The organism is Streptomyces sp. 1222.5 (genome assembly GCF_900105245.1).
GTDB classification, from domain to species: Bacteria; Actinomycetota; Actinomycetes; order Streptomycetales; family Streptomycetaceae; genus Streptomyces; species Streptomyces albidocamelliae.
In genome coordinates this window covers 2,073,775-2,096,632 of record NZ_FNSZ01000001.1, presented here as the reverse complement: position 1 = coordinate 2,096,632, position 22,858 = coordinate 2,073,775, and the positions used below count along the sequence as shown (strand labels likewise).

Annotated in this window: 20 protein-coding genes; 17 read left to right on the top strand and 3 right to left on the bottom strand. The window is 73.1% G+C overall.

Annotated features, from left to right (window positions below; genetic code table 11):
• The first annotated feature begins 82 nt into the window (after positions 1 to 82).
• The 4 genes from BLW57_RS09450 (at position 83) to BLW57_RS09435 (ending at position 3,112) form a co-directional block, all read left to right on the top strand.
• Positions 83 to 907 carry an AIM24 family protein gene (locus BLW57_RS09450; RefSeq protein WP_093473640.1) on the top strand — a complete coding sequence of 275 codons (825 nt, stop codon included), beginning with the start codon at positions 83 to 85 and terminating at the stop codon, positions 905 to 907.
• Between the two features lie 74 nt (positions 908 to 981).
• Positions 982 to 1,590, top strand: a complete 609-nt coding sequence (locus BLW57_RS09445; protein WP_093473638.1) for a dihydrofolate reductase family protein — start codon at positions 982 to 984, stop codon at positions 1,588 to 1,590.
• A 132-nt stretch (positions 1,591 to 1,722) separates the two neighbouring features.
• Positions 1,723 to 2,631 (top strand): DMT family transporter, encoded by a 909-nt coding sequence (locus tag BLW57_RS09440; protein ID WP_093473636.1) that lies wholly within the window; start codon positions 1,723 to 1,725, stop codon positions 2,629 to 2,631.
• Positions 2,632 to 2,716: 85 nt separating this feature from the next.
• Entirely contained in the window at positions 2,717 to 3,112 is a 396-nt protein-coding gene (locus tag BLW57_RS09435; RefSeq protein ID WP_093473634.1) for a guanyl-specific ribonuclease, read from the top strand.
• Between the two features lie 62 nt (positions 3,113 to 3,174).
• Here BLW57_RS09435 and BLW57_RS09430 read toward each other — a convergent pair whose 3' ends face one another.
• A complete protein-coding gene (locus BLW57_RS09430; RefSeq protein WP_093473632.1) occupies positions 3,175 to 3,378 on the bottom strand; it encodes a hypothetical protein in 204 nt (67 codons plus the stop codon).
• Positions 3,379 to 3,548: 170 nt separating this feature from the next.
• On the opposite strand from BLW57_RS09430, the gene BLW57_RS09425 reads away from it, so the two are divergent.
• The 3 genes from BLW57_RS09425 (at position 3,549) to BLW57_RS09415 (ending at position 6,882) form a co-directional block, all read left to right on the top strand.
• The gene (locus BLW57_RS09425) at positions 3,549 to 4,817 is read left to right on the top strand and encodes a sensor histidine kinase (protein ID WP_093473630.1); all 1,269 of its coding nucleotides are present in this window, start codon (positions 3,549 to 3,551) and stop codon (positions 4,815 to 4,817) included.
• Positions 4,818 to 4,944: 127 nt separating this feature from the next.
• On the top strand, positions 4,945 to 5,619 hold the full coding sequence (locus BLW57_RS09420; protein ID WP_093473628.1) for a response regulator: 675 nt from the start codon (positions 4,945 to 4,947) through the stop codon (positions 5,617 to 5,619).
• Positions 5,620 to 5,691: 72 nt separating this feature from the next.
• Entirely contained in the window at positions 5,692 to 6,882 is a 1,191-nt protein-coding gene (locus BLW57_RS09415; RefSeq protein ID WP_176985522.1) for a cytochrome P450 family protein, read from the top strand.
• Positions 6,883 to 6,914: 32 nt separating this feature from the next.
• Here BLW57_RS09415 and BLW57_RS09410 read toward each other — a convergent pair whose 3' ends face one another.
• Positions 6,915 to 7,937, bottom strand: a complete 1,023-nt coding sequence (locus BLW57_RS09410) for a Gfo/Idh/MocA family protein (RefSeq protein ID WP_093473626.1) — start codon at positions 7,935 to 7,937, stop codon at positions 6,915 to 6,917.
• Between the two features lie 130 nt (positions 7,938 to 8,067).
• Here BLW57_RS09410 and BLW57_RS09405 point away from each other — a divergent pair, with 130 nt between their 5' ends.
• The 8 genes from BLW57_RS09405 to BLW57_RS42230 all read left to right on the top strand — a co-directional run bounded on the left by BLW57_RS09405 (position 8,068) and on the right by BLW57_RS42230 (position 18,797).
• Positions 8,068 to 8,805 carry a GntR family transcriptional regulator gene (locus tag BLW57_RS09405; RefSeq protein ID WP_093473624.1) on the top strand — a complete coding sequence of 246 codons (738 nt, stop codon included), beginning with the start codon at positions 8,068 to 8,070 and terminating at the stop codon, positions 8,803 to 8,805.
• 197 nt (positions 8,806 to 9,002) lie between these two features.
• Entirely contained in the window at positions 9,003 to 10,007 is a 1,005-nt protein-coding gene (locus BLW57_RS09400; RefSeq protein ID WP_093473622.1) for a sugar ABC transporter substrate-binding protein, read from the top strand.
• A complete protein-coding gene (locus BLW57_RS09395; RefSeq protein ID WP_093473620.1) occupies positions 10,004 to 11,095 on the top strand; it encodes an ABC transporter permease in 1,092 nt (363 codons plus the stop codon). Before BLW57_RS09400 ends, BLW57_RS09395 begins: the two co-directional genes overlap by 4 nt.
• Positions 11,092 to 11,883, top strand: coding sequence for an ATP-binding cassette domain-containing protein (locus BLW57_RS09390; protein ID WP_093473618.1), 792 nt, complete (start codon positions 11,092 to 11,094; stop codon positions 11,881 to 11,883). The genes BLW57_RS09395 and BLW57_RS09390 overlap by 4 nt, the downstream gene beginning before the upstream one ends.
• A 116-nt stretch (positions 11,884 to 11,999) precedes the next feature.
• On the top strand, positions 12,000 to 13,145 hold the full coding sequence (locus tag BLW57_RS09385; protein ID WP_093473617.1) for an ROK family glucokinase: 1,146 nt from the start codon (positions 12,000 to 12,002) through the stop codon (positions 13,143 to 13,145).
• Positions 13,142 to 13,723 (top strand): sugar kinase, encoded by a 582-nt coding sequence (locus BLW57_RS09380; protein WP_093473615.1) that lies wholly within the window; start codon positions 13,142 to 13,144, stop codon positions 13,721 to 13,723. Before BLW57_RS09385 ends, BLW57_RS09380 begins: the two co-directional genes overlap by 4 nt.
• Positions 13,724 to 13,818: 95 nt before the next feature.
• Entirely contained in the window at positions 13,819 to 16,677 is a 2,859-nt protein-coding gene (locus BLW57_RS09375; protein WP_093473613.1) for a DEAD/DEAH box helicase, read from the top strand.
• Positions 16,674 to 18,797 carry an SWIM zinc finger family protein gene (locus BLW57_RS42230; RefSeq protein WP_093473612.1) on the top strand — a complete coding sequence of 708 codons (2,124 nt, stop codon included), beginning with the start codon at positions 16,674 to 16,676 and terminating at the stop codon, positions 18,795 to 18,797. Before BLW57_RS09375 ends, BLW57_RS42230 begins: the two co-directional genes overlap by 4 nt.
• A gap of 140 nt (positions 18,798 to 18,937) precedes the next feature.
• On the opposite strand, the gene BLW57_RS09365 is transcribed toward BLW57_RS42230, so the two are convergent.
• Positions 18,938 to 20,314 (bottom strand): MocR-like pyridoxine biosynthesis transcription factor PdxR, encoded by a 1,377-nt coding sequence (locus BLW57_RS09365; RefSeq protein WP_256339808.1) that lies wholly within the window; start codon positions 20,312 to 20,314, stop codon positions 18,938 to 18,940.
• 436 nt (positions 20,315 to 20,750) lie between these two features.
• On the opposite strand from BLW57_RS09365, the gene BLW57_RS09360 reads away from it, so the two are divergent.
• Together BLW57_RS09360 and BLW57_RS09355 are read left to right on the top strand one after the other, a co-directional pair.
• Positions 20,751 to 22,220, top strand: coding sequence for an anthranilate synthase component I family protein (locus BLW57_RS09360; protein ID WP_256339447.1), 1,470 nt, complete (start codon positions 20,751 to 20,753; stop codon positions 22,218 to 22,220).
• Positions 22,217 to 22,807 carry an anthranilate synthase component II gene (locus tag BLW57_RS09355; protein WP_093473607.1) on the top strand — a complete coding sequence of 197 codons (591 nt, stop codon included), beginning with the start codon at positions 22,217 to 22,219 and terminating at the stop codon, positions 22,805 to 22,807. Before BLW57_RS09360 ends, BLW57_RS09355 begins: the two co-directional genes overlap by 4 nt.
• Positions 22,808 to 22,858 lie beyond the last annotated feature (51 nt).

Here is a 22,858-nt window from a genome sequence, read left to right as displayed (position 1 = left end):
TCCGCCCGCACGTCCGTCACTCCTGAGGGCCATGTTTCCCCGGTGCGGAACTCTTCCGTCCGTCTCTCGCGTTCTTCCCGTCGTGACCCTTAAGCAAGAGATCGTCGGCAACGCCATGCAGATGGCGGTCGTCAACCTGTTCCCCGGCCAGACCGTGTACTGCGAGGCCGGGAAGTTCCTGTTCAAGACCACCAACGTGACCATGGAGACCCGGCTGTCCGGCCCGTCGGGCGACGGCGGGCGGCAGGCGGGCGGCTCGGGTGGCTCGGGCGGCGGCATGGGCGGCATGCTGCGCCAGGCCATGGGCACCGCCATGCAGGTCGGCCAGCGCATGCTCGCGGGCGAGTCGCTCGCCTTCCAGTACTTCACCGCCCAGAGCGGCGAGGGCACCGTCGGCTTCGCGGGCGTGCTGCCCGGGGAGATGCGCGCCCTGGAGCTCGACGGCACGCGCGCGTGGTTCGCCGAGAAGGACGCCTTCGTGGCCGCCGAGTCCACCGTCGACTTCGGCATCGCCTTCGCCGGCGGCCGCACCGGCATGAGCGGCGGCGAGGGCTTCGTGCTGGAGAAGTTCACCGGTCAGGGCACGGTGATCATCGCCGGAGCGGGCAACTTCATCGACCTGAACCCGGCGGACTTCGGCGGCCGCATCGAGGTCGACACCGGTTGCGTGGTCGCCTTCGAGGAGGGCATCGAGTACGGCGTCCAGCGCGTCGGCGGCCTCAACCGGCAGGGGATCATGAACGCCGTCTTCGGGGGTGAGGGGCTGTCCCTGGCCACGCTGGAGGGCAACGGCCGGGTGATCCTGCAGTCCCTCACCATCGAGAGCCTCGCCAACGCCCTGAAGAAGGCCCAGGGCGGCGACAAGCAGGGCCCGACCGGCGGACTGTTCTCCACGCACACCGGCTGAGCCGATGAGTCGCGGGGCCCCGCGGGGTCTGAAGTGATGACAGCAGACCCCGCACCCGGAAGAAGGCACCCGCCATGGGCAAGCTCGTCTCCACCGTCTTCATCAGCCTCGACGGCGTGTACCAGGCGCCCGGTGGTCCCCAGGAGGACACCAGCGGCGGCTTCGACCAGGGAGGCTGGACCTTCCCGTACGGCGACGACGACTCCGGCCGCTTCATCACCGGGGTCTTCGACAGCGCGGGCGGCTTCCTGTTCGGCCGCCGCACCTACGACATCTTCGCCTCGTACTGGCCGAAGAGGACCGACCCCGCCGACCCGATCGCGTCCAGGCTGAACACCCTCCCGAAGTACGTCGTCTCCTCCATCCTCACGGCTCCCGAGTGGTCCGGCACCACCGTCGTCTCCGGCGACCTCGCCAAGGAGGTGGCGGCCCTCAAGGAGCGCACGGATGGCGAACTCCAGATCAGCGGCAGCGGCACCCTGGTCCGCTCGCTCGTGGACCTGCGGCTCCTCGACACCCTGCACCTGATGACCTTCCCGGTCGTCCTCGGCGAGGGCCGCCGCCTCTTCGCGGACGGCGCGCTGCCCACCCGCTTCACCCGCCGCTCGGGACACGTGACCGGCGCGGGCGTCTCCATCCAGACGTACGACCTCGCGGGCCGCCCGGAGTACGGGTCGTACTGACGCCCCGACGGCAAGCGGTCCCACCTGCGGGACGGCCCTGGCCGAAGATCGTCGCCGTGGGTACGGTGATCGCGTCCCGTGCGAGCCGCCGACGTCTGCGCACCCCCTGCCGGAGACCTGGAGAGCCGCCGCATGTCGTCGATCGCCGTACCGGGCGCGTTCGCGCCCCGTCGCGCCTGGCACACCGACCTGCCCGTCCTCCTCGTGGCGGTCTGCTGGGGCGCCAGCTACCTCGCGGCGAAGGACGTCACCACCGCCCGTACGGTGCTCGCCGTCCTGGTGCTGCGGTTCGCCCTCGCGCTCCCGCCCCTGGCGGCCGCGGGACACCGTTCCCTGCGCGCGCTGACCGCCGCCCAGTGGCGCGGCGCGACCGTGCTGGGGCTGATCCTCAGCGGGATCTTCCTGCTGGAGACCTACGGCGTGGTCCACACGTCCGCGACCAACGCCGGTCTGATCATCAGCCTCACCATGGTGTTCACCCCGCTCGCCGAGGCCGCCGTCACCCGCACCCGGCCCACGGTCCCCTTCCTCGGCGCGGCGGGCCTCTCGGTCCTCGGCGTCGTCCTGCTCACCCAGGGCGCGGGCTTCACCCGCCCGTCCGCCGGCGACCTGCTCGTGCTGCTCGCGGCGTTCGCCCGCACCGCGCACGTCCTGGTCATGTCGCGGATCAGGGCCGTGCGGGGCGCCGACGCGCTGCCGCTCACCACGGTCCAGCTCGGCACCTGCGTGACCGTCTTCGTCCTGCTGTCGGCCGTCGGCGGCGGCCCCGCGCCCTGGACCGTCGCGGCCGGCCTCGACGGGCGCCAGTGGGCGGGGCTGCTGTTCCTGGCCGTGCTGTGCACGGTGTTCGCCTTCTTCGTGCAGATGTGGGCCGTCCGGCGCACCTCGCCCTCCCGGGTCGGTCTGCTGCTCGGCACCGAGCCGCTCTGGGCCGCCGCGGCCGGTATCGCCCTGGGTGGGGACCGGCTCGGCGCCGTGGGGCTCGCGGGCGGCGCGCTGGTACTTGTGGGGACGGCGTGGGGACGCCGTGCGACCGGTTGACTTCCCGAAGCTTCACGGGACTTGAACGGAAACTCTTCAACCTTGTCGTTGACATGCCAACGTCTACGCGCGTCATCATGAAGTCATGACCTTCCCCCCACGCATCACCCGTATCGGCGCCGCGGGCGCCCTGCTCTCCGCCCTCCTCGTCGGCGGCACCGTCTCCGTCACGACGGCGGACGCCGCGACCGCCTCGGTCGGCAGCATCTGCCACAGCGCCCTGCCGTCGCAGGCCGACGACACCCTGCAGCTGATCGACCAGGGCGGGCCCTTCCCGTACGACCAGGACGGCACCGTCTTCTCCAACCGCGAAGGCGTGCTGCCCACGCAGCAGTCCGGCTACTACCACGAGTACACGGTGAAGACCCCCGGCTCCCCGGACCGCGGTGCGCGGCGCATCGTCACCGGTGAGAAGCAGCAGGAGGACTACTACACCTCGGACCACTACGCCACGTTCGACCTGATCGACTTCGGCTGCTGAGACCGGCCGGTCGGGCCGCCGAACCGAGGAACGGCGCGTCGGCCGGGGGTCCGAGTCCGAGCTCAGCCGGACCCCCGGCTCTCCGCGGCGGCGAACAGCGCGAACGCGAGCACCACGAGCGCGACGCTCGCGTAGACCTCGTAGCCGTCGAGGAACCCGAGCCACCGCTGCACGAGACCCACGTGCCAGTGCGTGAACTCGTGCACCAGGCCCAGGACGCCCTGCACCAGGGCGAGAAATCCGAGAAGTTCCAGCGACTGCTTCATATGACGACCCTCGCCCCGCGGCTTCCCCCCACACATCGGCCGCGGGGCGAGTCCCGTACCGCCACAAGGCTGCGCCACGGCGCTGCCGCACCACCGAAAGTCCACAGGGCCGCGACTTTGGTCGACGATCCCCTCGGCGACGCGCTCGCCCGGGCGGATCCTGCGTAGATTTGCCGACCGTGAGCACTGACGAGTCGGCCCGGGCGCCGCAGGAGTTCGCGGGCCGGCGCTGGCTCCTCCCGTCCGCCCTGGTCCACGAACTGTCCCCGGACGACCACGGCTTCGGCCGGCGGCCGCGGCGTACGGCACGCGACTGGGTCGTCGACTTCTCCTGCTTCCTGCTGGCCGTCCTCCTCGGCCTGGCGGCCGCCGCATCCCTCCGTGACGAACCCGGGCTCCCGCACGGCTTCGCCGTCCTCGACCAGACGCTCGGTGCCGTCGCCTGCGCGGCGGTCTGGCTGCGGCGCCGGTGGCCGGTCGGGCTCGCCGTCGCGACGATCCCGGTCGGCCTGCTGTCCAACACCGCGGGCGGCGTGGCGATGGTCATCCTGTTCACCCTCGCCGTGCACCGGCCCTTCCGGTACGTGGCCTGGATCGGCGGCGTCGAACTCGCCCTGATCCCGGTCTTCTACTGGCTGCGGCCCGACCCCGACCTGCCCTACGCCGGAGTCGTGGCCTTCACCGTACTGCTCACCCTGGCGGTCATCGGCTGGGGCATGTTCGGCCGCTCCAAGCGGATGCTGATGCTGAGCCTGCGGGACCGCGCCCACCGGGCGGAGACCGAGGCGCGGCTGCGCGCCGAGCAGGCGCAGCGCCTGGCCCGTGAGGCCATCGCGCGCGAGATGCACGACGTCCTCGCCCACCGGCTCACCCTGCTCAGCGTGCATGCGGGCGCCCTGGAGTTCCGGCCGGACGCGCCCCGGGAGGAGATCGCCAGGGCGGCGGGCGTCATCCGGGAGAGCGCCCACGAGGCCCTCCAGGACCTGCGGGAGATCATCGGCGTGCTGCGGACCGGGGAGTCCGACGACGCCGGCGGCCGGCCACAGCCGACGCTCGGCGCGCTGGACGCCCTCGTCGCCGAGTGCCGCGAGGCGGGCATGAAGGTCACCCTCGACCACCGGATCGCCGACCCGGCCGGCGTCCCCGCCTCCGTCGGCCGCACCGCCTACCGCATCGCCCAGGAGAGCCTGACCAACGCCCGCAAGCACGCCCCCGGCAGCGAGGTCACCGTCCGCCTCGCCGGCGCCCCCGGCGGCGGCCTGACCGTCACCGTCACCAATCCGCCCCCACGGATCGTCGCCCCACCGGTCCCCGGCTCCGGCCAGGGCCTCATCGGCCTGACGGAACGCGCCACGCTGGCCGGCGGCCACCTCGAACACGGCCCCACGCGGGACGGCGGCTTCGAGGTCCGGTGCGGGCTGCCGTGGCCACGCACCTGAGGCGAGCGGCCGACCCGGAACCGGGCGCGCCGCCCCGGCCGCCCGGCGTACGCGTGCCGCCGGGGAACGGGGCACCGGCTTGCGAAGCCCGCTCCGCCGGCCGCCCGCTCCGTGGTTACGTAGGGCCATGACTGCGACGCCGATCAGACTCCTCCTCGTCGACGACGATCCCCTGGTGCGGGCCGGGCTCGCGCTGATGATGGGCGGGGCCGAGGACATCGAGATCGTCGGGGAGGCCGCCGACGGCGCGGAGGCCGAGGAACTCGTCCGGCGCACCCGGCCGGACGTCGTCCTGATGGACATCCGCATGCCGTCGGTGGACGGTCTCACCGCCACCCGGCGCCTGCGCGCCCGCCCGGACGCCCCGCAGGTCGTGGTGCTCACCACCTTCCACGCCGACGAACAGGTGCTGCACGCCCTGCGCGCGGGCGCCGCCGGTTTCGTCCTCAAGGACACCCCGCCCGACGAGATCGTCCAGGCTGTCCGCCGGGTCGCGGCCGGCGACCCCGTCCTGTCGCCCGCCGTCACCCGGCAACTGATGCGGCACGCCGCCGGTTCCGCCGCCGACACCCGCCACGCACGCGCGCGTGACACCCTCACCGTGCTCAACGACCGCGAGCGCGAGGTCGCCGTCGCCGTCGGCCGCGGACTGGCCAACGCCCAGATCGCCACCGAACTCTTCATGAGCGTGGCCACCGTCAAGACCCACGTCTCGCGCATCCTCGCCAAGCTGGACCTCGACAACCGCGTCCAGATCGCCCTGCTCGCCTACGACGCGGGACTTCTCGAGGACGGGCACTAAGCCGCCGTCCCGGGCGTTGTCCCCTTGCCGGGAGACGCCCGGCGGACCTCGGCGGAGTCCGGAAGGGGATCGATGGACAGCCGACAGCTGGTCGACTTAGGGGAGTTCGGCGACGCGTTCCGCCGCGACCCCCACACGGTGTACGCCCGTCTGCGCGCCGAGGGCCCGGTGCACCGGATCCGGATCCCGGGGGCGGACGAGAGCCACCGGCCATGGCTCGTCGTGGGGTACGAGGAGGCCCGCGCCGCCCTCGCCGACCCCCGGCTGGCCAAGGACGCCACCAAGATCGACGCCACCTTCTTCGACGAGGAGCTGATCGGCAAGCACATGCTGCTCGCCGACCCGCCGCAGCACACCCGGCTGCGCGGCCTCGTCACGCGCGCGTTCACGATGCGCCGCGTCGAGGCACTGCGCCCCCGCATCCAGCGGATCACCGACGACCTGCTCGACGAGATGCTGCCGCACGGCCGCGCCGACCTCGTCGAGTCCCTCGCCTACCCCTTGCCCATCACCGTCATCTGCGAGCTGCTCGGTGTCCCCGAGATGGACCGCGCGGAGTTCCGGAAGATGTCCACCGAGGTCGTCGCCCCCTCCGGCCCGGAGGCCGAGTACGACGCGGTCGTCCGCCTCGCCGAGTACCTGACCGAACTCATCGACGACAAGAGCCGCACCGGGCCGACCGGCGACCTGCTGAGCGACCTGATCCGCACCACCGCCGAGGACGGCGACCGCCTCTCCCCGGGCGAGCTGCGCGGCATGGCCTTCCTCCTGCTGATCGCCGGCCACGAGACCACGGTCAACCTGATCGGCAACGGCGTCCTCGCCCTGCTCACGCACCCGGACCAACTCGCCCTGCTGCGGGCCGACATGAGCCTCCTGGACGGCGCGGTCGAGGAGATGCTGCGCTACGACGGCCCGGTGGAGAACGCCACCTTCCGCTTCGCCGCCGAGCCCCTGGAGATCGGCGGCACGCACATCGCACAGGGCGACCAGGTGGTGATCGGTCTCGCCGCGGCCCAGCGGGACGGCTCCCGCCACACCGACCCGGACCGCTTCGACATCCGCCGCGAACCGCGCGGCCACCTCGCCTTCGGCCACGGCCTCCACTACTGCCTGGGGGCGCCCCTGGCCCGCCTGGAGGCCCGCACGGCCATCGGTTCCCTGCTGGAGCGCGCCCCCGGCCTGGCGCTGGACGGCGAGCCGGGGGAGTGGCTGCCAGGCATGCTGATCAGAGGGGTGCGCAGTCTCCCGGTCCGCTGGTGAGCGGCCCGCACCCGCGGCTGTCGTACGGCTGCTCAGCCGTACGACGGCCGCGCCCGGTCCGGGATCTCCGCCAGCGCCACCGGCCGCCGCTCCCGGCGGGAGATCTCGCAGGCCTCGGCGATCCGCAGGGCGTGCAGCGCCTCCCGGCCGTCGCACGGATTGTCCCGCTCGCCGCGGACCAGGGCCACGAACGCGGTCAGCTCGGCCTCGTAGGCCGGCCCGAAACGCTCCAGGAACCCCGGCCACGGCTTGTCGGCGGGCGGAGGCCCGGTCGGCTCGGTGGACGCGACCGGTGTGCGGTCGTCCAGACCGACCACCACCGTGTCCCGCTCGCCCGCCAGCTCCATGCGCACGTCGTAGCCCGCGCCGTTGAGCCGGGTCGCGGACGCCGTGGCCAGCGTGCCGTCGTCCAGGGTGAGCAGCGCCGCGCCCGTTCCGACGTCGCCGGCCTCACGGAACATCGCTGGACCGGCGTCGGACCCGGTGGCGTACACGTCGACCACCTCGCGGCCCGTCACCCAGCGCAGCACGTCGAAGTCGTGGATCAGCGTGTCCCGGAACAGCCCGCCGGACAGCGGCAGCCACTCCGCGGGCGGAGGGGACTGGTCACAGGTCATGGCCCGTACGGTGTGCAGCCGCCCGAGCCGTCCCGCGCGCACCGCCTCCCGGGCGCCGGCGTACCCCGCGTCGAACCGCCGCTGGAAGCCCATCTGCAGCACCGTCCCGGCGGCCGCCACCTCGGCGAGCGCCTGGAGGGTGCCCGGCAGGTCGAGGGCGATCGGTTTCTCGCAGAACACCGGCAGTCCCGAGCGGGCCGCCCGGCCGATCAGTTCGGCGTGGGCGGCGGTCGCCGCGGTGATCACCACCGCGTCCACGCCCCACCGGAAGACCTCGTCCACCCCCGGCGCCGCCGTCTCGCCCAGCCGGTGCGCGAGCTCCTGCGCCCGTGCCGGGTCCGCGTCCGTGAGGATCAGCGATCCGACCTCGCGGTGCCGGCTGAGCGTCCTCGCATGAATGGTGCCGATGCGGCCCGTACCGATGACCCCGATGCGCATGGAAACAAAGTGAGGGCCGACCCCGTACGCTGTCAATGCGTATGTCCGGACAATCGGACTACACAACTTCCCGTCAACCGGGCACGGGGCTACGCTCGGGCCCGTGCCGAAACCAGATGTGGACCCGACCGTGTCGCTCGACCTTCGTGTGGACCGTAGTTCCCCGGTGCCGCTGTACTTCCAGCTCTCCCAGCAGCTGGAGGCCGCCATCGAGCAGGGCAGCCTCACTCCGGGCAGCCTGCTGGGCAACGAGATCGAGCTGGCCGCGCGGCTCGGCCTGTCCCGGCCGACCGTCCGCCAGGCCATCCAGTCGCTCGTCGACAAGGGGCTCCTCGTCCGCCGCCGGGGCGTCGGCACCCAGGTCGTGCACAGCCAGGTCAAGCGCCCCCTGGAGCTGAGCAGCCTCTTCGACGACCTGGAGGCGGCCGGCCAGCGGCCCGCGACCAAGGTCCTGGTCAACTCCGTCGTGCCGGCCTCCCCCGAGGTCGCCGCGGCGCTCGGGGTCGCCGAGGGCGGCGACGTCCACCGCGTCGAGCGGCTGCGGCTCGCGCACGGCGAGCCGATGGCCTACCTGATCAACCACCTGCCGCCCGGCCTGCTCGACCTGGACACCGGCCAGCTGGAGGCCACCGGCCTGTACCGGCTGATGCGTTCGGCCGGGATCACCCTGCACAGTGCCCGGCAGTCCATCGGGGCGCGCGGCGCCACGGCCGACGAGGCCGAGCGGCTCACCGAGACCGAGGGCGCCCCGCTGCTCACCATGCAGCGCACCACCTTCGACGACACCGGCCGCGCGGTCGAGTTCGGCGACCACACCTACCGCCCGACGCGCTACTCCTTCGAGTTCCAGCTGCTCGTACGTCCCTGACGGTGCCCCCGGACCTTCGTCGCAATGTCCGGACAATGTGACCGGCCTGCGGTGCCCCGGCCGTGTCATGGGTGTTCCCCGTGTTCGATACTGAGGTGTTTGGGGCTGGTGAATCGACGCCGGGACACACCGGCGACCGAGGTCGCCCGCCCCTTACGCACGTCAGACCAAGAGCACAGCGAGAAGGGCACGGCCTCGTGGCACGGTTTCGGACCTGGGTAGGCATAGCGCTGGCAGGGGCACTCTCCGTGTCCCTGGCCGGATGCAGCAGCACCGGCGGCAAGCGGGCCGAGGACGCCCGCAAGGCCGCCGCGGCCCAGGGCAGGGCGGCGGTGAACACCCCCCGCTGGACCATCGCGATGATCACCCACTCCGGCGACGGCGACACCTTCTGGGACATCGTGCAGAGCGGCGCCGAGCAGGCTGCCGTCAAGGACAACATCAACTTCCTGTACTCGCACGACGACGAGGCCCAGCAGCAGGCACAGCTCGTGGACGCGGCCGTCGACAAGAAGGTCGACGGCATCATCGTCACCCTCGCCAAGCCGGACGCCATGAAGGCGGCCGTCGCCCGCGCCGAGAAGGCCGGCATCCCGGTGGTCACGGTCAACTCCGGTTCCGAGGTCTCCAAGGCGTTCGGCGCCCTGACCCACATCGGCCAGGACGAGACCGTCGCCGGCGAGGCCGTCGGCGAGGAGCTGAACAGGCGCGGCAGGAAGAAGGCCCTGTGCGTGCTGCACGAGCAGGGCAACGTCGGCCACGAGCAGCGCTGTGACGGCGTCGCCAAGACGTTCCACGGCACGCTGCGGAAGCTCTACGTCAACGGCACCGACATGCCCGACGTGCAGTCCGCGATCGGCGCCAAGCTCCAGGCCGACAAGTCCCTCGACGCCGTCGTCACCCTCGGCGCGCCCTACGCCGACACGGCCGTGAAGGCCAGGACGGACGCGGGCAGCAAGGCCGAGATCGACACCTTCGACCTCAACGCCGGGGTCGCGGCCTCGCTGAAGAACGGCACCCTCGGCTTCGCCGTGGACCAGCAGCCGTACCTCCAGGGCTACCAGGCCGTCGACCTGCTGTGGCTGTACAAGTACAACGGCGACGTCCTCGGCGGCGGCAAGCCGGTGCTCACCGGACCGCAGATCATCACCAAGGACCAGGCGTCCGCGCTGGCCGAGTACACCGCGCGGGGCACCCGATGAGCGCGGCGACCGACGAGGTGGGCGGAGCGGCCGACGAAGCGGGCTCGGCGGCCGGCGAGGTGGGCAAGACGGCCGACGAAAGGATTCTGCGGACGTCTTCGCTGCGGAAGCTGCTCGCCCGCCCGGAACTGGGCTCCGTCGTGGGCGCGCTCGCCGTCCTCGTCTTCTTCGCCCTCGCCGCCGACGGCTTCCTGCGCCCCGCCAGCCTCGGCACGGTCCTGTACGCGTCCTCGACCATCGGCATCATGGCCGTACCCGTCGCCCTGCTGATGATCGGCGGTGAGTTCGACCTGTCGGCCGGCGTCCTCGTGACGTCCTCGGCGCTGATCTCGTCGATGTTCAGCTACCAGATGACCGCGAACACCTGGGTCGGGGTCGGCGTGTCCCTCCTGGTCACCCTGGCCGTCGGCGCCCTCAACGGCTTCCTGTTCACCCGCACGCGGCTGCCCAGCTTCATCATCACGCTGGGCACCTTCCTGATGCTGACCGGCATGAACCTCGGCTTCACCAAGCTGATCGACGGCACGGTCTCCACCAAGACCATCGGCGACATGGAGGGCTTCCCCAGCGCCCACGCCGTCTTCGCCTCCACCCTCACCGTCGGCGGAGTCGGCCTCAAGGTCACCGTCCTGTGGTGGCTCGGACTCGTCGCCCTCGGCTCCTGGATCCTGCTGCGCACCCGCGCCGGCAACTGGATCTTCGCCGTGGGCGGCAACGCCGACGCGGCCCGCGCCGTCGGCGTCCCGGTCGCCGGGACCAGGATCGGCCTCTACATGGGCGTCGCGTTCGGCGCCTGGATCTCCGGCCAGCACCTGCTCTTCTCCTTCGACGCCGTCCAGTCCGGAGAGGGCGTCGGCAACGAGCTGATCTACATCATCGCGGCCGTCATCGGCGGCTGCCTCATCACCGGCGGCTACGGCAGCGCGGTCGGCTCGGCCGTCGGCGCGCTCCTGTTCGGCATGACCAGCAAGGGCATCGTCTTCGCCGAGTGGAACCCGGACTGGTTCAAGTTCTTCCTCGGAGCGATGCTGCTCCTCGCGACCCTGCTCAACGCCTGGGTCCGCAAGCGCGCGGAGGCGACGGCATGACGCAGACCGAATCGCGTACGGCCCTGGTGGCGCTGTCCGGCGTCGGCAAGCGCTACGGCAACATCCGCGCCCTGGAGGGCGTCTCCCTGGAGGTCCACGCGGGCGACGTCACCTGCGTCCTCGGCGACAACGGCGCGGGCAAGTCCACCCTCATCAAGATCATCGCGGGACTGCACCGGCACGACGACGGCACGCTGCGCATCGACGGCGAGGAGACCGCGCTCGCCTCCCCGCGCGAGGCCCTGGACCGGGGGATCGCCACGGTCCACCAGGACCTCGCCGTCGTCCCCCTGATGCCGGTCTGGCGCAACTTCTTCCTCGGCTCCGAGCCGCGCAAGGGCGCCGGCCCCTTCAAGCGCCTGGACATCGACCTCATGCGCCGCACCACCCGCGAGGCCCTGCTGCGCATGGGGATCGACCTCCGGGACGTCGACCAGCCCATCGGCACCCTCTCCGGCGGCGAACGCCAGTGCGTGGCCATCGCCCGCGCGGTCCACTTCGGTGCGAAGGTCCTCGTCCTGGACGAGCCGACGGCGGCACTCGGCGTGAAACAGTCCGGCGTGGTGCTGAAGTACGTGGCCGCGGCCCGCGACGAGGGCCTGGGCGTCGTCCTGATCACCCACAACCCGCATCACGCGTACCTGGTGGGGGACCGGTTCGTCCTCCTGCGCCGCGGCACGATGGTGGGCAATTGCACACGGGACGAAACGACCGTGGACGAACTGACCCGGCAGATGGCGGGCGGGTCCGACCTGGACGCCCTCCGTCACGAACTGCGGCGCGACTGAAGGGCGCGGGGGGCCGCGCGACGAGCCGCGACGTGCCCGCGGACGGCGGCGCCCGCGGCTCGCGTCCCCCCGCCCCGCGCAGCACCCGGCGTGAGCGTGCGGCACAATCGACCGCGATGAGCACCTACCGCGACCTCACGGCCCCCATAGGCTCCCGCCGGGCCCCCGTCCTGCGAACGGTCGGTACCCGGGAGCGCCGGTCACACCTGACCGCCCCCCGTGTCCCCACCGTCGGCATCGACATCGGCGGCACCAAGGTCATGGCGGGTGTCGTGGACGCCGACGGCAACATCCTGGAGCGGCTCCGCACGGAGACCCCGGACAAGTCCAAGAGCCCCAAGGTCGTCGAGGACACCATCGTCGAACTGGTCCTGGACCTGTCCGACCGGCACGACGTGCACGCGGTCGGCATCGGCGCGGCCGGCTGGGTCGACGCCGACCGCAACCGCGTGCTGTTCGCCCCCCACCTGTCCTGGCGCAACGAACCCCTGCGGGACCGTCTCGCCGGCCGCCTCTCCGTGCCGGTCCTCGTGGACAACGACGCCAACACCGCCGCCTGGGCGGAGTGGCGCTTCGGCGCCGGGCGCGGCGAGGACCACCTCGTCATGATCACGCTCGGCACCGGCATCGGCGGCGCCATCCTGGAGGACGGCCAGGTCAAGCGCGGCAAGTTCGGCGTGGCCGGCGAGTTCGGCCACATGCAGGTCGTCCCCGGCGGCCACCGCTGCCCGTGCGGCAACCGCGGCTGCTGGGAGCAGTACAGCTCCGGCAACGCGCTGGTGCGCGAGGCGCGCGAGCTGGCCGCCGCCGACTCGCCGGTGGCCTACGGGATCATCGAGCACGTCAAGGGCAACATCGGCGACATCACCGGCCCGATGATCACCGAGCTGGCCCGCGACGGCGACGCGATGTGCGTGGAGCTCCTCCAGGACATCGGCCAGTGGCTCGGCGTCGGCATCGCCAACCTGGCGGCCGCCCTCGACCCGTCCTGCTTCGTGATCGGCGGCGGCGTCAGCGCCGCCGACGACCTGCTCATCGGCCCCGCCCGGGACGCCTTCAAGCGCCACCTCACCGGCCGCGGCTACCGCCCCGAGGCCCGTATCACCCGCGCCCAGCTCGGCCCGGAGGCCGGCATGGTGGGCGCGGCCGACCTGGCCCGGCTGGTCGCCCGCCGCTTCCGCCGCGCCAAGCGGCGCCGCGTGGAGCGGTTCGAGCGCTACGAGCGGTACGTCCAGGCCCGTCGCGACCGGGACACCGCATGACCGCCTCCCTGCCGCACCAGGCCGCCCCGCCGGACGAGCCGAGCCGGCCGCCCGAGAACCCGCGCCACAAGGCCGAGCGACGGGCGATCACCCTGCTGATCATCGGCCTGCTCATCGGCGTCCCGGCCGGCTACCTGGTGATCTCCGCGAACCAGAGCCGCGACAGCGGCAAGGACAAGGAGGCGAAGTACTCGGCGACCGGCCTCACCGCCGGCTGGCCCTCCAAGGTGCAGCGCCGCCTCTACCAGGTGAACGTCCCGCACCCCGCCGACCACGTCGCCTACTACGAGACGAACAACTGGAAGACCAGCCGCCTCTACGTGATGTTCAGCACCAACCAGGCCGGACTCGACAGCTTCCTCGCGGCCATGGGCGTGCGCGAGGACCAGCTGAAGAAGGACCACATCACCATCGGCGCGCGCGACCGCAAGATCTCCGGCTGGACGTTCGACGGTCCCGGGCCGTGGTCCGGGTTCACGCACAAGCAGAAGAACCCCTCACCCACCCAGGACGTCGTCGTGAACACGTCCGACCCGAAGAACCCGGTGCTCTACGTCGTCTCCCGCACGGTGCCGTAGCGCGGGCCCGGACCGGCCGCCGGAGCCGATTGTCAGACCCCGCCCGTAGAGTCGGAGACATCTGATCCGGGACAGGGCGGGAGGTGGCAGTACGTATGAGCGGCGGTCCGGCGGCGGTGGCCGAGCGCGCGGCGGCATCCGCGCGGGCCGGGAACCCGGTCCCGGTCCGTCTCGCGTCGGTCTACCTGCCCGCACCCCTCCCGCGCGAGGGCCGCATCGCCTTCTGGGACCCCGACGACGGCCCCCTGCCCGCCGACGGCGGCACCGGCGGTGACCCGGCCGAACTGACGGTCGTACGACGCCACGGCAGGGGCGCGCGCCGCCGGCAGGTCCCCGCCCTGACCCTGCCGCTCGCCGAGGCCCTGCCGTTGCTGGTCCGGGCCCGCCGCGACCCGGCCGCCCACCCGGCCACGGCATGCTGGGGCGCCGCCGCCCTGCACGCCCTGCGACTGGTCGCCCGCGGCCGCCTGCTGCCCGGCCTCACCCCGAGCGGCCACGACGCCTGGCGCGCCGGCCCCCTGGAGCCCGACGACATCGCCCACCTGCGCGCGATCGCCGCCGCCCTGCCCCCGGAGGGCCACGCCGTGCCCCTCCCCGACCCCGGACCGCTCCGGCTGCCCGAGCCGGAGGCCCTGGTCCGTTCGTTCCTGGACGCGGTCGCCGACACCCTGCCCCGCACCCCCGCGGCCCCCTACACCTCCGGCCGGCCCTTCGCCGCCCGCGAGCCCCAGTCCCTGCCGCAGGCCCACGCGTGGGCCGCCGAGGTCGCCGCCGGGATGGACGCCGGCGTGCGGATCTCGCTCCGGCTCGACCTGTCCGCGTACGACCTCTTCGACGCCGGCTCGGCCGACGGCGCGCGCGGCGCCGGGGCGGCCATCGTGCAGGTGCACAGCCTCGCCGACCCCACCCTGGTCGCCGACGCGGCGGCCCTGTGGGCGGGAGAGGCCGACACCGCGTTCGGGCCCCGCGCGCGCGTCGACGCGGCCCTCGCCGTCCGGCGCGCGGCCCGCGTGTGGCAGCCCCTCGACCGGCTCGCGGAACAGGACGTGCCCGACGTCCTCGCCCTGTCCGAGGAGGAGCTGGGCGAACTGCTCGGCGTCGCGGCGAGCCGTCTGGGCGCCGCGGGCGTCGCCGTGCACTGGCCCCGGGACCTCGCCCGCGACCTGACGGCCGCGGCGGTCGTCCGGCCCGCACCCGGCTCGGCGACCGACGGCACCGGCTTCTTCGAGAGCGAGGACCTGCTCCGGTTCCGCTGGCAGCTGGCGCTCGGCGGTGAACCGCTCAGCGAGGCCGAGATGGACATGCTCGCCGAGGCCCACCGGCCGGTCGTACGGCTGCGGGACAGCTGGGTGCTGGTCGACCCGGCCCTCGTCCGCAAGGCCCGCAAGCGCGAGCTGGGCCTGCTCGACCCGGTCGACGCGCTGTCCGTCGCGCTCACCGGCACCGCCGAGGTCGACGGCGAGACCGTCGAGGCCGTGCCCGTCGGCGCCCTGGCCACCCTCCGTGACCGGCTCACGACCGGCCTGAGCCCCGCGGACCCGCCCGCCGGTCTCGCCGCCACCCTCCGCGACTACCAGCTGCGCGGCCTCGCCTGGCTCGACCTGATGACCTCGCTCGGTCTCGGCGGTTGCCTCGCCGACGACATGGGCCTCGGCAAGACGATCACACTCATCGCCCTGCATCTGCAGCGGGCGCGCAGCGAGCCGACCCTCGTGATCTGCCCCGCGTCCCTGCTGGGCAACTGGCAGCGCGAGATCACCCGGTTCGCGCCCGGCGTCCCCGTCCGCCGCTTCCACGGCCCCGACCGCAGCCTGGACGGCCCGGGCGGCGGCTTCGTCCTCACCACGTACGGCACCATGCGCTCCGCCGCGGCCCGCCTCGCCGAGCAGCCCTGGGGCATGGTCGTCGCGGACGAGGCCCAGCACGTGAAGAACCCCTACTCGGCCACCGCCAAGGCGCTGCGCACCATCCCGGCCCCCGCGCGCGTGGCGCTCACCGGCACACCGGTGGAGAACAACCTCTCCGAGCTGTGGGCCCTGCTCGACTGGACCACCCCCGGGCTGCTCGGCCCGCTCAAGTCCTTCCGCGCCCGGCACGCCCGCGCGGTGGAGAACGGCGAGGACGAGGAAGCGGTGCAGCGCCTGGCCCGCCTCGTCCGCCCCTTCCTTCTGCGCCGCAAGAAGTCCGACCCCGGCATCGTGCCCGAACTGCCGCCCAAGACCGAGACGGACCACCCGGTTCCGCTCACCCGCGAGCAGGCCGCGCTGTACGAGGCGGTGGTGCGCGAGTCGCTGCTGGCCATCGAGACCGCCGACGGCATCGCCCGCCGCGGCCTCGTCCTGAAGCTGCTCGGCGCCCTCAAGCAGATCTGCGACCACCCGGCGCTGTACCTGAAGGAGGACCCGCGCGCCGACCGGCTCGCGGCCCGGTCCGGCAAACTCGCCCTCTTGGACGAGCTGTTGGACACCCTGCTCGCCGAGGACGGCTCGGCGCTGGTCTTCACCCAGTACGTCGGCATGGCCCGCCTCATCACCGCGCACCTCTCCGCCCGCGCGGTCCCCGTGGACCTGCTGCACGGTGGCACCCCGGTGCCGGAGCGCGAGCGCATGGTGGACCGCTTCCAGAACGGCGAGACCCCCGTCCTGGTGCTGTCCCTGAAGGCGGCCGGCACCGGCCTGAACCTCACCCGGGCGGGCCATGTCGTCCACTTCGACCGCTGGTGGAACCCGGCGGTCGAGGAGCAGGCCACCGACCGCGCCTACCGGATCGGCCAGACCCAGCCCGTCCAGGTCCACCGTCTGGTCACCGAGGGCACGGTCGAGGACCGCATCGCCGAGATGCTGGAGTCCAAGCGGGCCCTGGCCGACGCCGTTCTCGGTTCCGGCGAGGCGGCGCTGACCGAGCTGACCGACCGTGAACTGTCCGACCTCGTCTCGCTGCGGAGGACGTCATGACGGCCACCGGGCAGCCGCGCCCCGCCGACGCCGCCCGCCGCGCCCTGCGGGAGGCGCGGGAGCGCACGGAGGCGGAGCGGGACGAACCGGCCGGGTCGGCGCCGACTGCGGCGGAGGACGCGGTACCGGACGCGGACGCGCCGCAGGACCACACCGGCGAGGCCGAGGGGCCTCTCGACGAGACCGCTGCGACCGCGGGTGCCGACGGCACGGCCGCCCTGACGGGCTCGGATTCCTGCGCCGGGCCCGGGCAGGGCGCGGAGCCGAGGCCGGGGAACGCGGCGCGGGCCGCCCTCCGGGCCGCCATCGCCGACCGCCGGGGCGACGCCGACGGTCACGCGACCGCCGATGCCGACGAACCGGCCCGGGAACAGACCCCCGACCCGGAACCGACCGCCACGACGCGTGCGGTGACCGCCGGTGCCGCGGGCGGACACCGCCCCGGGGACGCCGCCCGTGAGGCGCTCCGTGCGGCCCGGCGGGAGGCACGGCGCGCGGAGGAGGCGGAACCCCGGAACGAGAGGCGCACCACCGCACGTCCGGTTACGGCCCCGTCCCGCGCCGCGCGGGGCAGGACCGCCCACGACATGCGGAACTACCTGGCGAACGCCTTCCGCATGCCCACCTGGGCCGAGGAACCCGAGGGAGCGGAGGAGCCGGAGGGGACGTCGGAGAAGAAGGGGAGTCGGGAGACGCAGGGGACCGAGGAGACGGCGCCCGGCCCGGAGAAGCCCGCCGACGAGACGGCCTCCGACGAGACGGCCCCCGACGAGCCGACCCCGTCCCCGGCCCTGGACCCCGTCCCGGCACCGGCGCCCCCCGCCCCCGCCGTCCCCCACGCGCCGTCCACCATGGCCACTTTCCACCGGGACACGGAACTGCGGCGTACGTTCCCGGCGTTCGCGGTGCGCGCGGGTGCCGAGGAGGGTACGGAGTTCGCCGGGACCTGGTGGGGGAACGCCTGGGTCGAGGCGCTGGAGCGGGGTGCGCTGGACCCCAAGCGGCTGGCCCGCGGCCGCGGTTACGCGGACCAGGGCAAGGTGGACGCCATCACCGTCACACCGGGGCTCGTGCTCGCCTACGTGCGCGGAAGCCGGCCGCGGCCGTACCGCGTGCAGGTGCGGGTGCGCACCCTGGCGGACGACGACTGGGCACGCTTCCTGGACGCGGCCGCCGACCGGCCGGGACACATCGCCGCGCTGCTCGACAAGGAGCTGCCCCAGTCCCTCGCCGACTGCGGTGTACCCCTGCTGCCCGGCCCCGGTGACCTGGCCCCCCGGTGCAGCTGCCCCGACTCCGGGCACCCCTGCAAGCACGCCGCCGCCCTCTGCTACCAGATGGCACGCCTGCTCGACGCCGACCCCTTCGTGCTGCTCCTGTTGCGCGGCCGGGGCGAGAAGGAGCTGCTCGACGCGCTCTCCCGGCGCAGCGCCGCCCGGGCGGCCCGCGCCGCGCAGGAACGTCAGCCGCAGTCCCTGCCCGGCGTGCGCGCCACCGACGCCCTCGCGCCCCGCCGACTGCCGCCGCTGCCCCCACCGGCGCCGGTCCCGCCGCACCCCGAGCAGCCCCCGGTCTATCCGGCCGCGCCCGGCGGCCCCGATCCCTTCGCGCTGGACCAGCTGGCGACCGACGCCGCCGCCCGCGCCCACGCGCTGCTCGGCACCGGCCGCGACCCGGTCGGCGAACTGACCCTGTGGCAGGACGCGGTACGCCTCGCCGCGGGCCGCCCCGGCTCGGGCCTGACCGCGGCCACCCGCACGCTGTACTCCACGCTCGCCACGGCCGTCGGCCGCACCACGGCCGACCTCGCCCGGGCCGTCGCGGCCTGGCGGCAGGGCGGTCCGGAGGGGCTGGCCGTCCTGGAGGAGCCCTGGGATCCGCCGGCCGGCCGCTTCGACCGGGCCCGCCCGCTGCTGCTCGCCGCCGACCTGCCCGCGTTCCGCCCGTGGCGCAACCGCCTCACCCATCCACGCGGTCACGTCCAGCTCCGCCTCGGCCGCGACGGCCTCTGGTACGCCTACGAGTCGGAGCCCGGTCAGGAGGACTGGTGGCCCCGCGGCACCCCGGACCTCGACCCGGTGGGTGCCCTGACGGGGCTCGGCACCCCGGACGACCTGTGACCGACGACCACTGCCCGAAAAGGGCGTAGGGCGGGCTCCGGCGACTCGGTGAGGGCGGTGCGAGGTGTCGCCGGTGATCCCGGGGCGAGGTGGGGACGCCGGACCAAGGTTCGCCGAACCGGCGTGTCCCGGAGCCGTTGTCACATCGAGGGCTGAGCGCTCCTGTCGTGCCGGTCCAGCTGTTCCCGGTAGGCCGAGCCCACTTCGGTGAGGCTGCGGGACAGGGCCGCGCAGTTGGCCGTCGCGTAGCTGATGACGAGGGCGGGTGGGCTCGCGGCGGTGGACGCGCGGTAGTGGCGGCCGCCGCGCAGGAGCACCGAGCGGCGGCGGGCGGCGCGGACGAGTGCCTGCTCGTCGATGTGGGGCGGGAGCCGGATGTAGGCCTGGAGACCGCCGGCGCCGCCCAGCGGCCACGCGCCCGGGAGCTGGGTGTCGAGGTGACCGAGCACGGTCCGACGGCGGCGGCGGAACTCGGAGCGGAGCCTGCGCTGGTGACGGTCGAAGGCACCGGTGTCGACGAAGCGCGCGAAGGTGAGCTGTTCGAAACCCGAGCAGCCGATGTCCCAGCCCGCGCGTACGTGCTCGACCGACGCCATGAGCTCGGACGGGCCCACCAGCCAGCCGAGCCGCAGCGCCGGGGCGAGGGTCTTGCTGGCGCTGCCCGCGTAGACGACGCGGTCCGGTGCGAGGCTCTGCAGGGCGGGCGGCCGGTCGGCGGTGTCCAGCAGGCCGCTGTCGAAGTCGTCCTCCAGGACGTAGCCGCTCACCTCACGCGCCCAGGCGACGAGCTGTGCGCGGCGCTCACGGCTCAGGCGTACGCCGGTGGGGAACTGGTTGGCGGGCGTGACCAGCACGGCCCGCGCGCCGCTCGCCCCGAGGCGCTCGATATCGATTCCGTCCTCGTCGACGGGGATGCCGACGGGCCGCAGTCCCGACGTGGCGATGAACTCGCGCTCGCCCGGATGGCCCGGGTCCTCGACCGCCAGCGCGGTGTGCCCCCGATCGAGCAGGACCCTGCAGACCAGGGCCAGGCCCTGGGCGAAGCCGGAGGTGATCATCAGGTCCTCGGGCCGGTTGCGTACCCCGCGCACGCGGCCGAGATGGCCGGTCAGGACGTGCCGGGCGTGGAGGACTCCGGCCAGCGGAGCGTAGCCGAGCTCCTGGTGACCCGCCTCGTTGATCACGGCGGTGGCACAGCGGAGCCACTCCGCGCGCGGGAAGTCGATGGTGTTGGACGTGCCGGTGCGCAGGTCCCACATGGCGTCGGCGCCCGCTTCCTCGGTGGGGGGCGCGAGGGCGGAGGCGGCTGCCTGTCCGCCGGTGTGCTCGGCGACGGAGGTGCCGGAACCGCGTCGGCTCGTCAGATAGCCCTCGGCCGCGAGCTGGTCGTACGCCTCGACCACGACGCTGCGGGAAACCCCGATGTCGACGGCGAGCTGACGGGTCGAGGGAATGCGAGTTCCGGGCTTTAAAGTTCCACTCTCAACCAAGTTTCGGAGGGACTCCCGCAATTGCATGGCCAGCGGAATCCGGGAATCCCGTTCCACCATGAGCGCGATGTGGCGCGACAAGTGGTCTCCTCTCGAAGGGTCGAAGTGGTATGGCCGGAGCATTCAAACATTTGATGGAGTGGCCTCGCACGCACATTCGGACACCTCGGACCCGGTGGCCGAATGCGGCAGGGGGGATCCGGCCCGTGCGGGCCGGAGCGTGCGAAGTGCGGTGTCGCGCCCGGAAGAAGGGGCGCTCCCGCAGTACGGGGGAATGGCTCCTCGACGCCCCTGCGGTCCTTGAGATCGAAAGGCAAGCGTTGTGTCAGTGGTTTCGGTTGCATCGGCTGCGGCGTCGCCGCGGTCATCGGACAAGCAGGACCCGTTCCCGGCCACGGGGGTCGATTCGACGGGGGAATCCGCACCCGAGGGGAACGGACGCACGGGAAGAATTGCGGTGCGGGTGACGTCGGACGCACTTGCTTACGTCGATGCCCTCAATCTTTACCAGGAATTGTCCGCCGTCCGGTCGCAGGACGACGTCTTTCTCTTCGAAAGCCTCGACGGCCCCGACCAGGACCGCCACTTCGCCGCCGTCGGCTGCGGACGCCTGGCCGAACTGCGGGTGTACGCCGACCGTGTGGACCTCGTCGCCCCCGGCGAGCTCGGCGAGGCGCTCACCGCCGCCGTCTCGGCCGCCGCCGGCCGGCCCCCGGGGCACGCCGGTGACACGAACAGCTGGCCCCTGGCCGGCCCGGACACCGTGTGGCGGGTGCTGCGGGCGGCACAGGGAGCCTTCGACCTCGACACCGACGTACCCACCGGCACCTTCGCCTTCGGCTTCCTCACGACCCTGTCGTACGAGGCGGCGTGGGCCATCGAGGACCTGCCCGCCCAGCGCACCGCATCCGATCTGCCGCGCTGCACCCTGACCCTCTTCCAGGACACCGTCTGGTACGACCTGCGCGACGGCGGAGTGCTCCATCTCGCCGCCCACGGACCGCAGTTCGACGACACCACCCTCGAGCTGCGGGCAGCGGTGGACCGTGCGCGGTCGAGGGGAAACACACGGCCGGCGGTGCCCGACGCGCCGCGCCCTCGTTCGGTGCGCGACACGGTGGACGAGGAGACGTTCACCGCCCGAGCCCGGCGGTGCCTGGAACACATCGGGGTCGGCGACAGCTACCAGATCCAGATCGGCCACCGCGTCGACGTGGAGAGTGAACTGACACCTGTACAGGTCTACCGGCGACTCAGCCACCGCAACCCGTCCCCCTACATGTACCTCGTGCCCTGGGCGGGCCGCACCGTCATCGGGGCCAGCCCCGAGCTGTTCGTGCGCATGAAGGACGGCGACATCTCGATGCGGCCCATCGCGGGTACCACGCCCCGGGCCGCCGATCCGGCCGAGGACGCCCGCCGGGTCGCCGAGCTGCGCGCGAGCGCCAAGGAACAGGCCGAGCACGTCATGCTGGTCGACCTGTGCCGCAACGACATCGGACGGGTGTGCGTGCCCGACACCCTGTGCGTCGACACGATGATGGAGGTGGAACCCTTCGCCTACGTCCACCACCTGGTGTCGACGGTCTCCGGCCGGGTCCGTGACGGCCTCGACGTGTGGGCGTCGGTCCGTGCGACCTTCCCCGCGGGCACCATGACCGGCGCGCCCAAACTGCGGGCCATGGAGATCATCAACGATCTGGAGGACGAGCCCCGCGGCATTTACGCCGGCGCGCTCGGCCTTGTCGACGTGCGCGGCTTCGCGGTCCTCGCGCTGTGCATCCGCACCGTCGTCCACGACGGCGTCCGCTACAGCACCCAGGCGTCGGCCGGGGTGGTCGCGGACTCCGAGCCGGTCGCCGAATGGCGCGAGACGCTGGCCAAGATGAGCGCCGCCTACTGGGCGCTGACCGGTGAGGAGCTGCTCGCATGAAGGTCCTGCTCGTGGACGCGTACGACAGCTTCACCCACATCATCGACCAGTACCTGCTCAGCCTCGGCGCACGCACCGAGGTGGTGCGCTCACGCACCCGCCCGACCGAGGAACTGATGGCCTCGGCACCCGACGCGGTCGTCCTCGGGCCGGGGCCCGGGCATCCCGCCGACTCGGGGCACGTCGAGCTGGTGCACGCCTTCGCCGGGCAGGTCCCACTGCTCGGGGTGTGTCTGGGGCACCAGGCCATCGGCCTCGCCTACGGGGCGCGGATCGCCGTCGCCGACCGGCTCATGCACGGCAAGACCAGCCTCGTCGAGCACGACGGACAGGGCGTCTTCGCCGGTGCCCCGCTCCCGCTGACCGTCACCCGCTACCACTCCCTGGTGGTCCGGGAACCGGCCGCGCCGCTCGTGGTCACGGCCACCTCCACGGACGACGGCCATGTGATGGGCGTACGCCATGAGGCCCTGGACGTGGAAGGAGTCCAGTTCCACCCGGAGAGCGTCATGACGCAGGAGGGGATGCGCCTCTTCCGCAACTTCCTGGACCGAGCCGAGACGCCCACCGCCGCCGCACTGCGATAGCTGCGATCGCCGTGCCTGCGGGGCGGCTCCCTTGCGGAGCGGCCACCGACG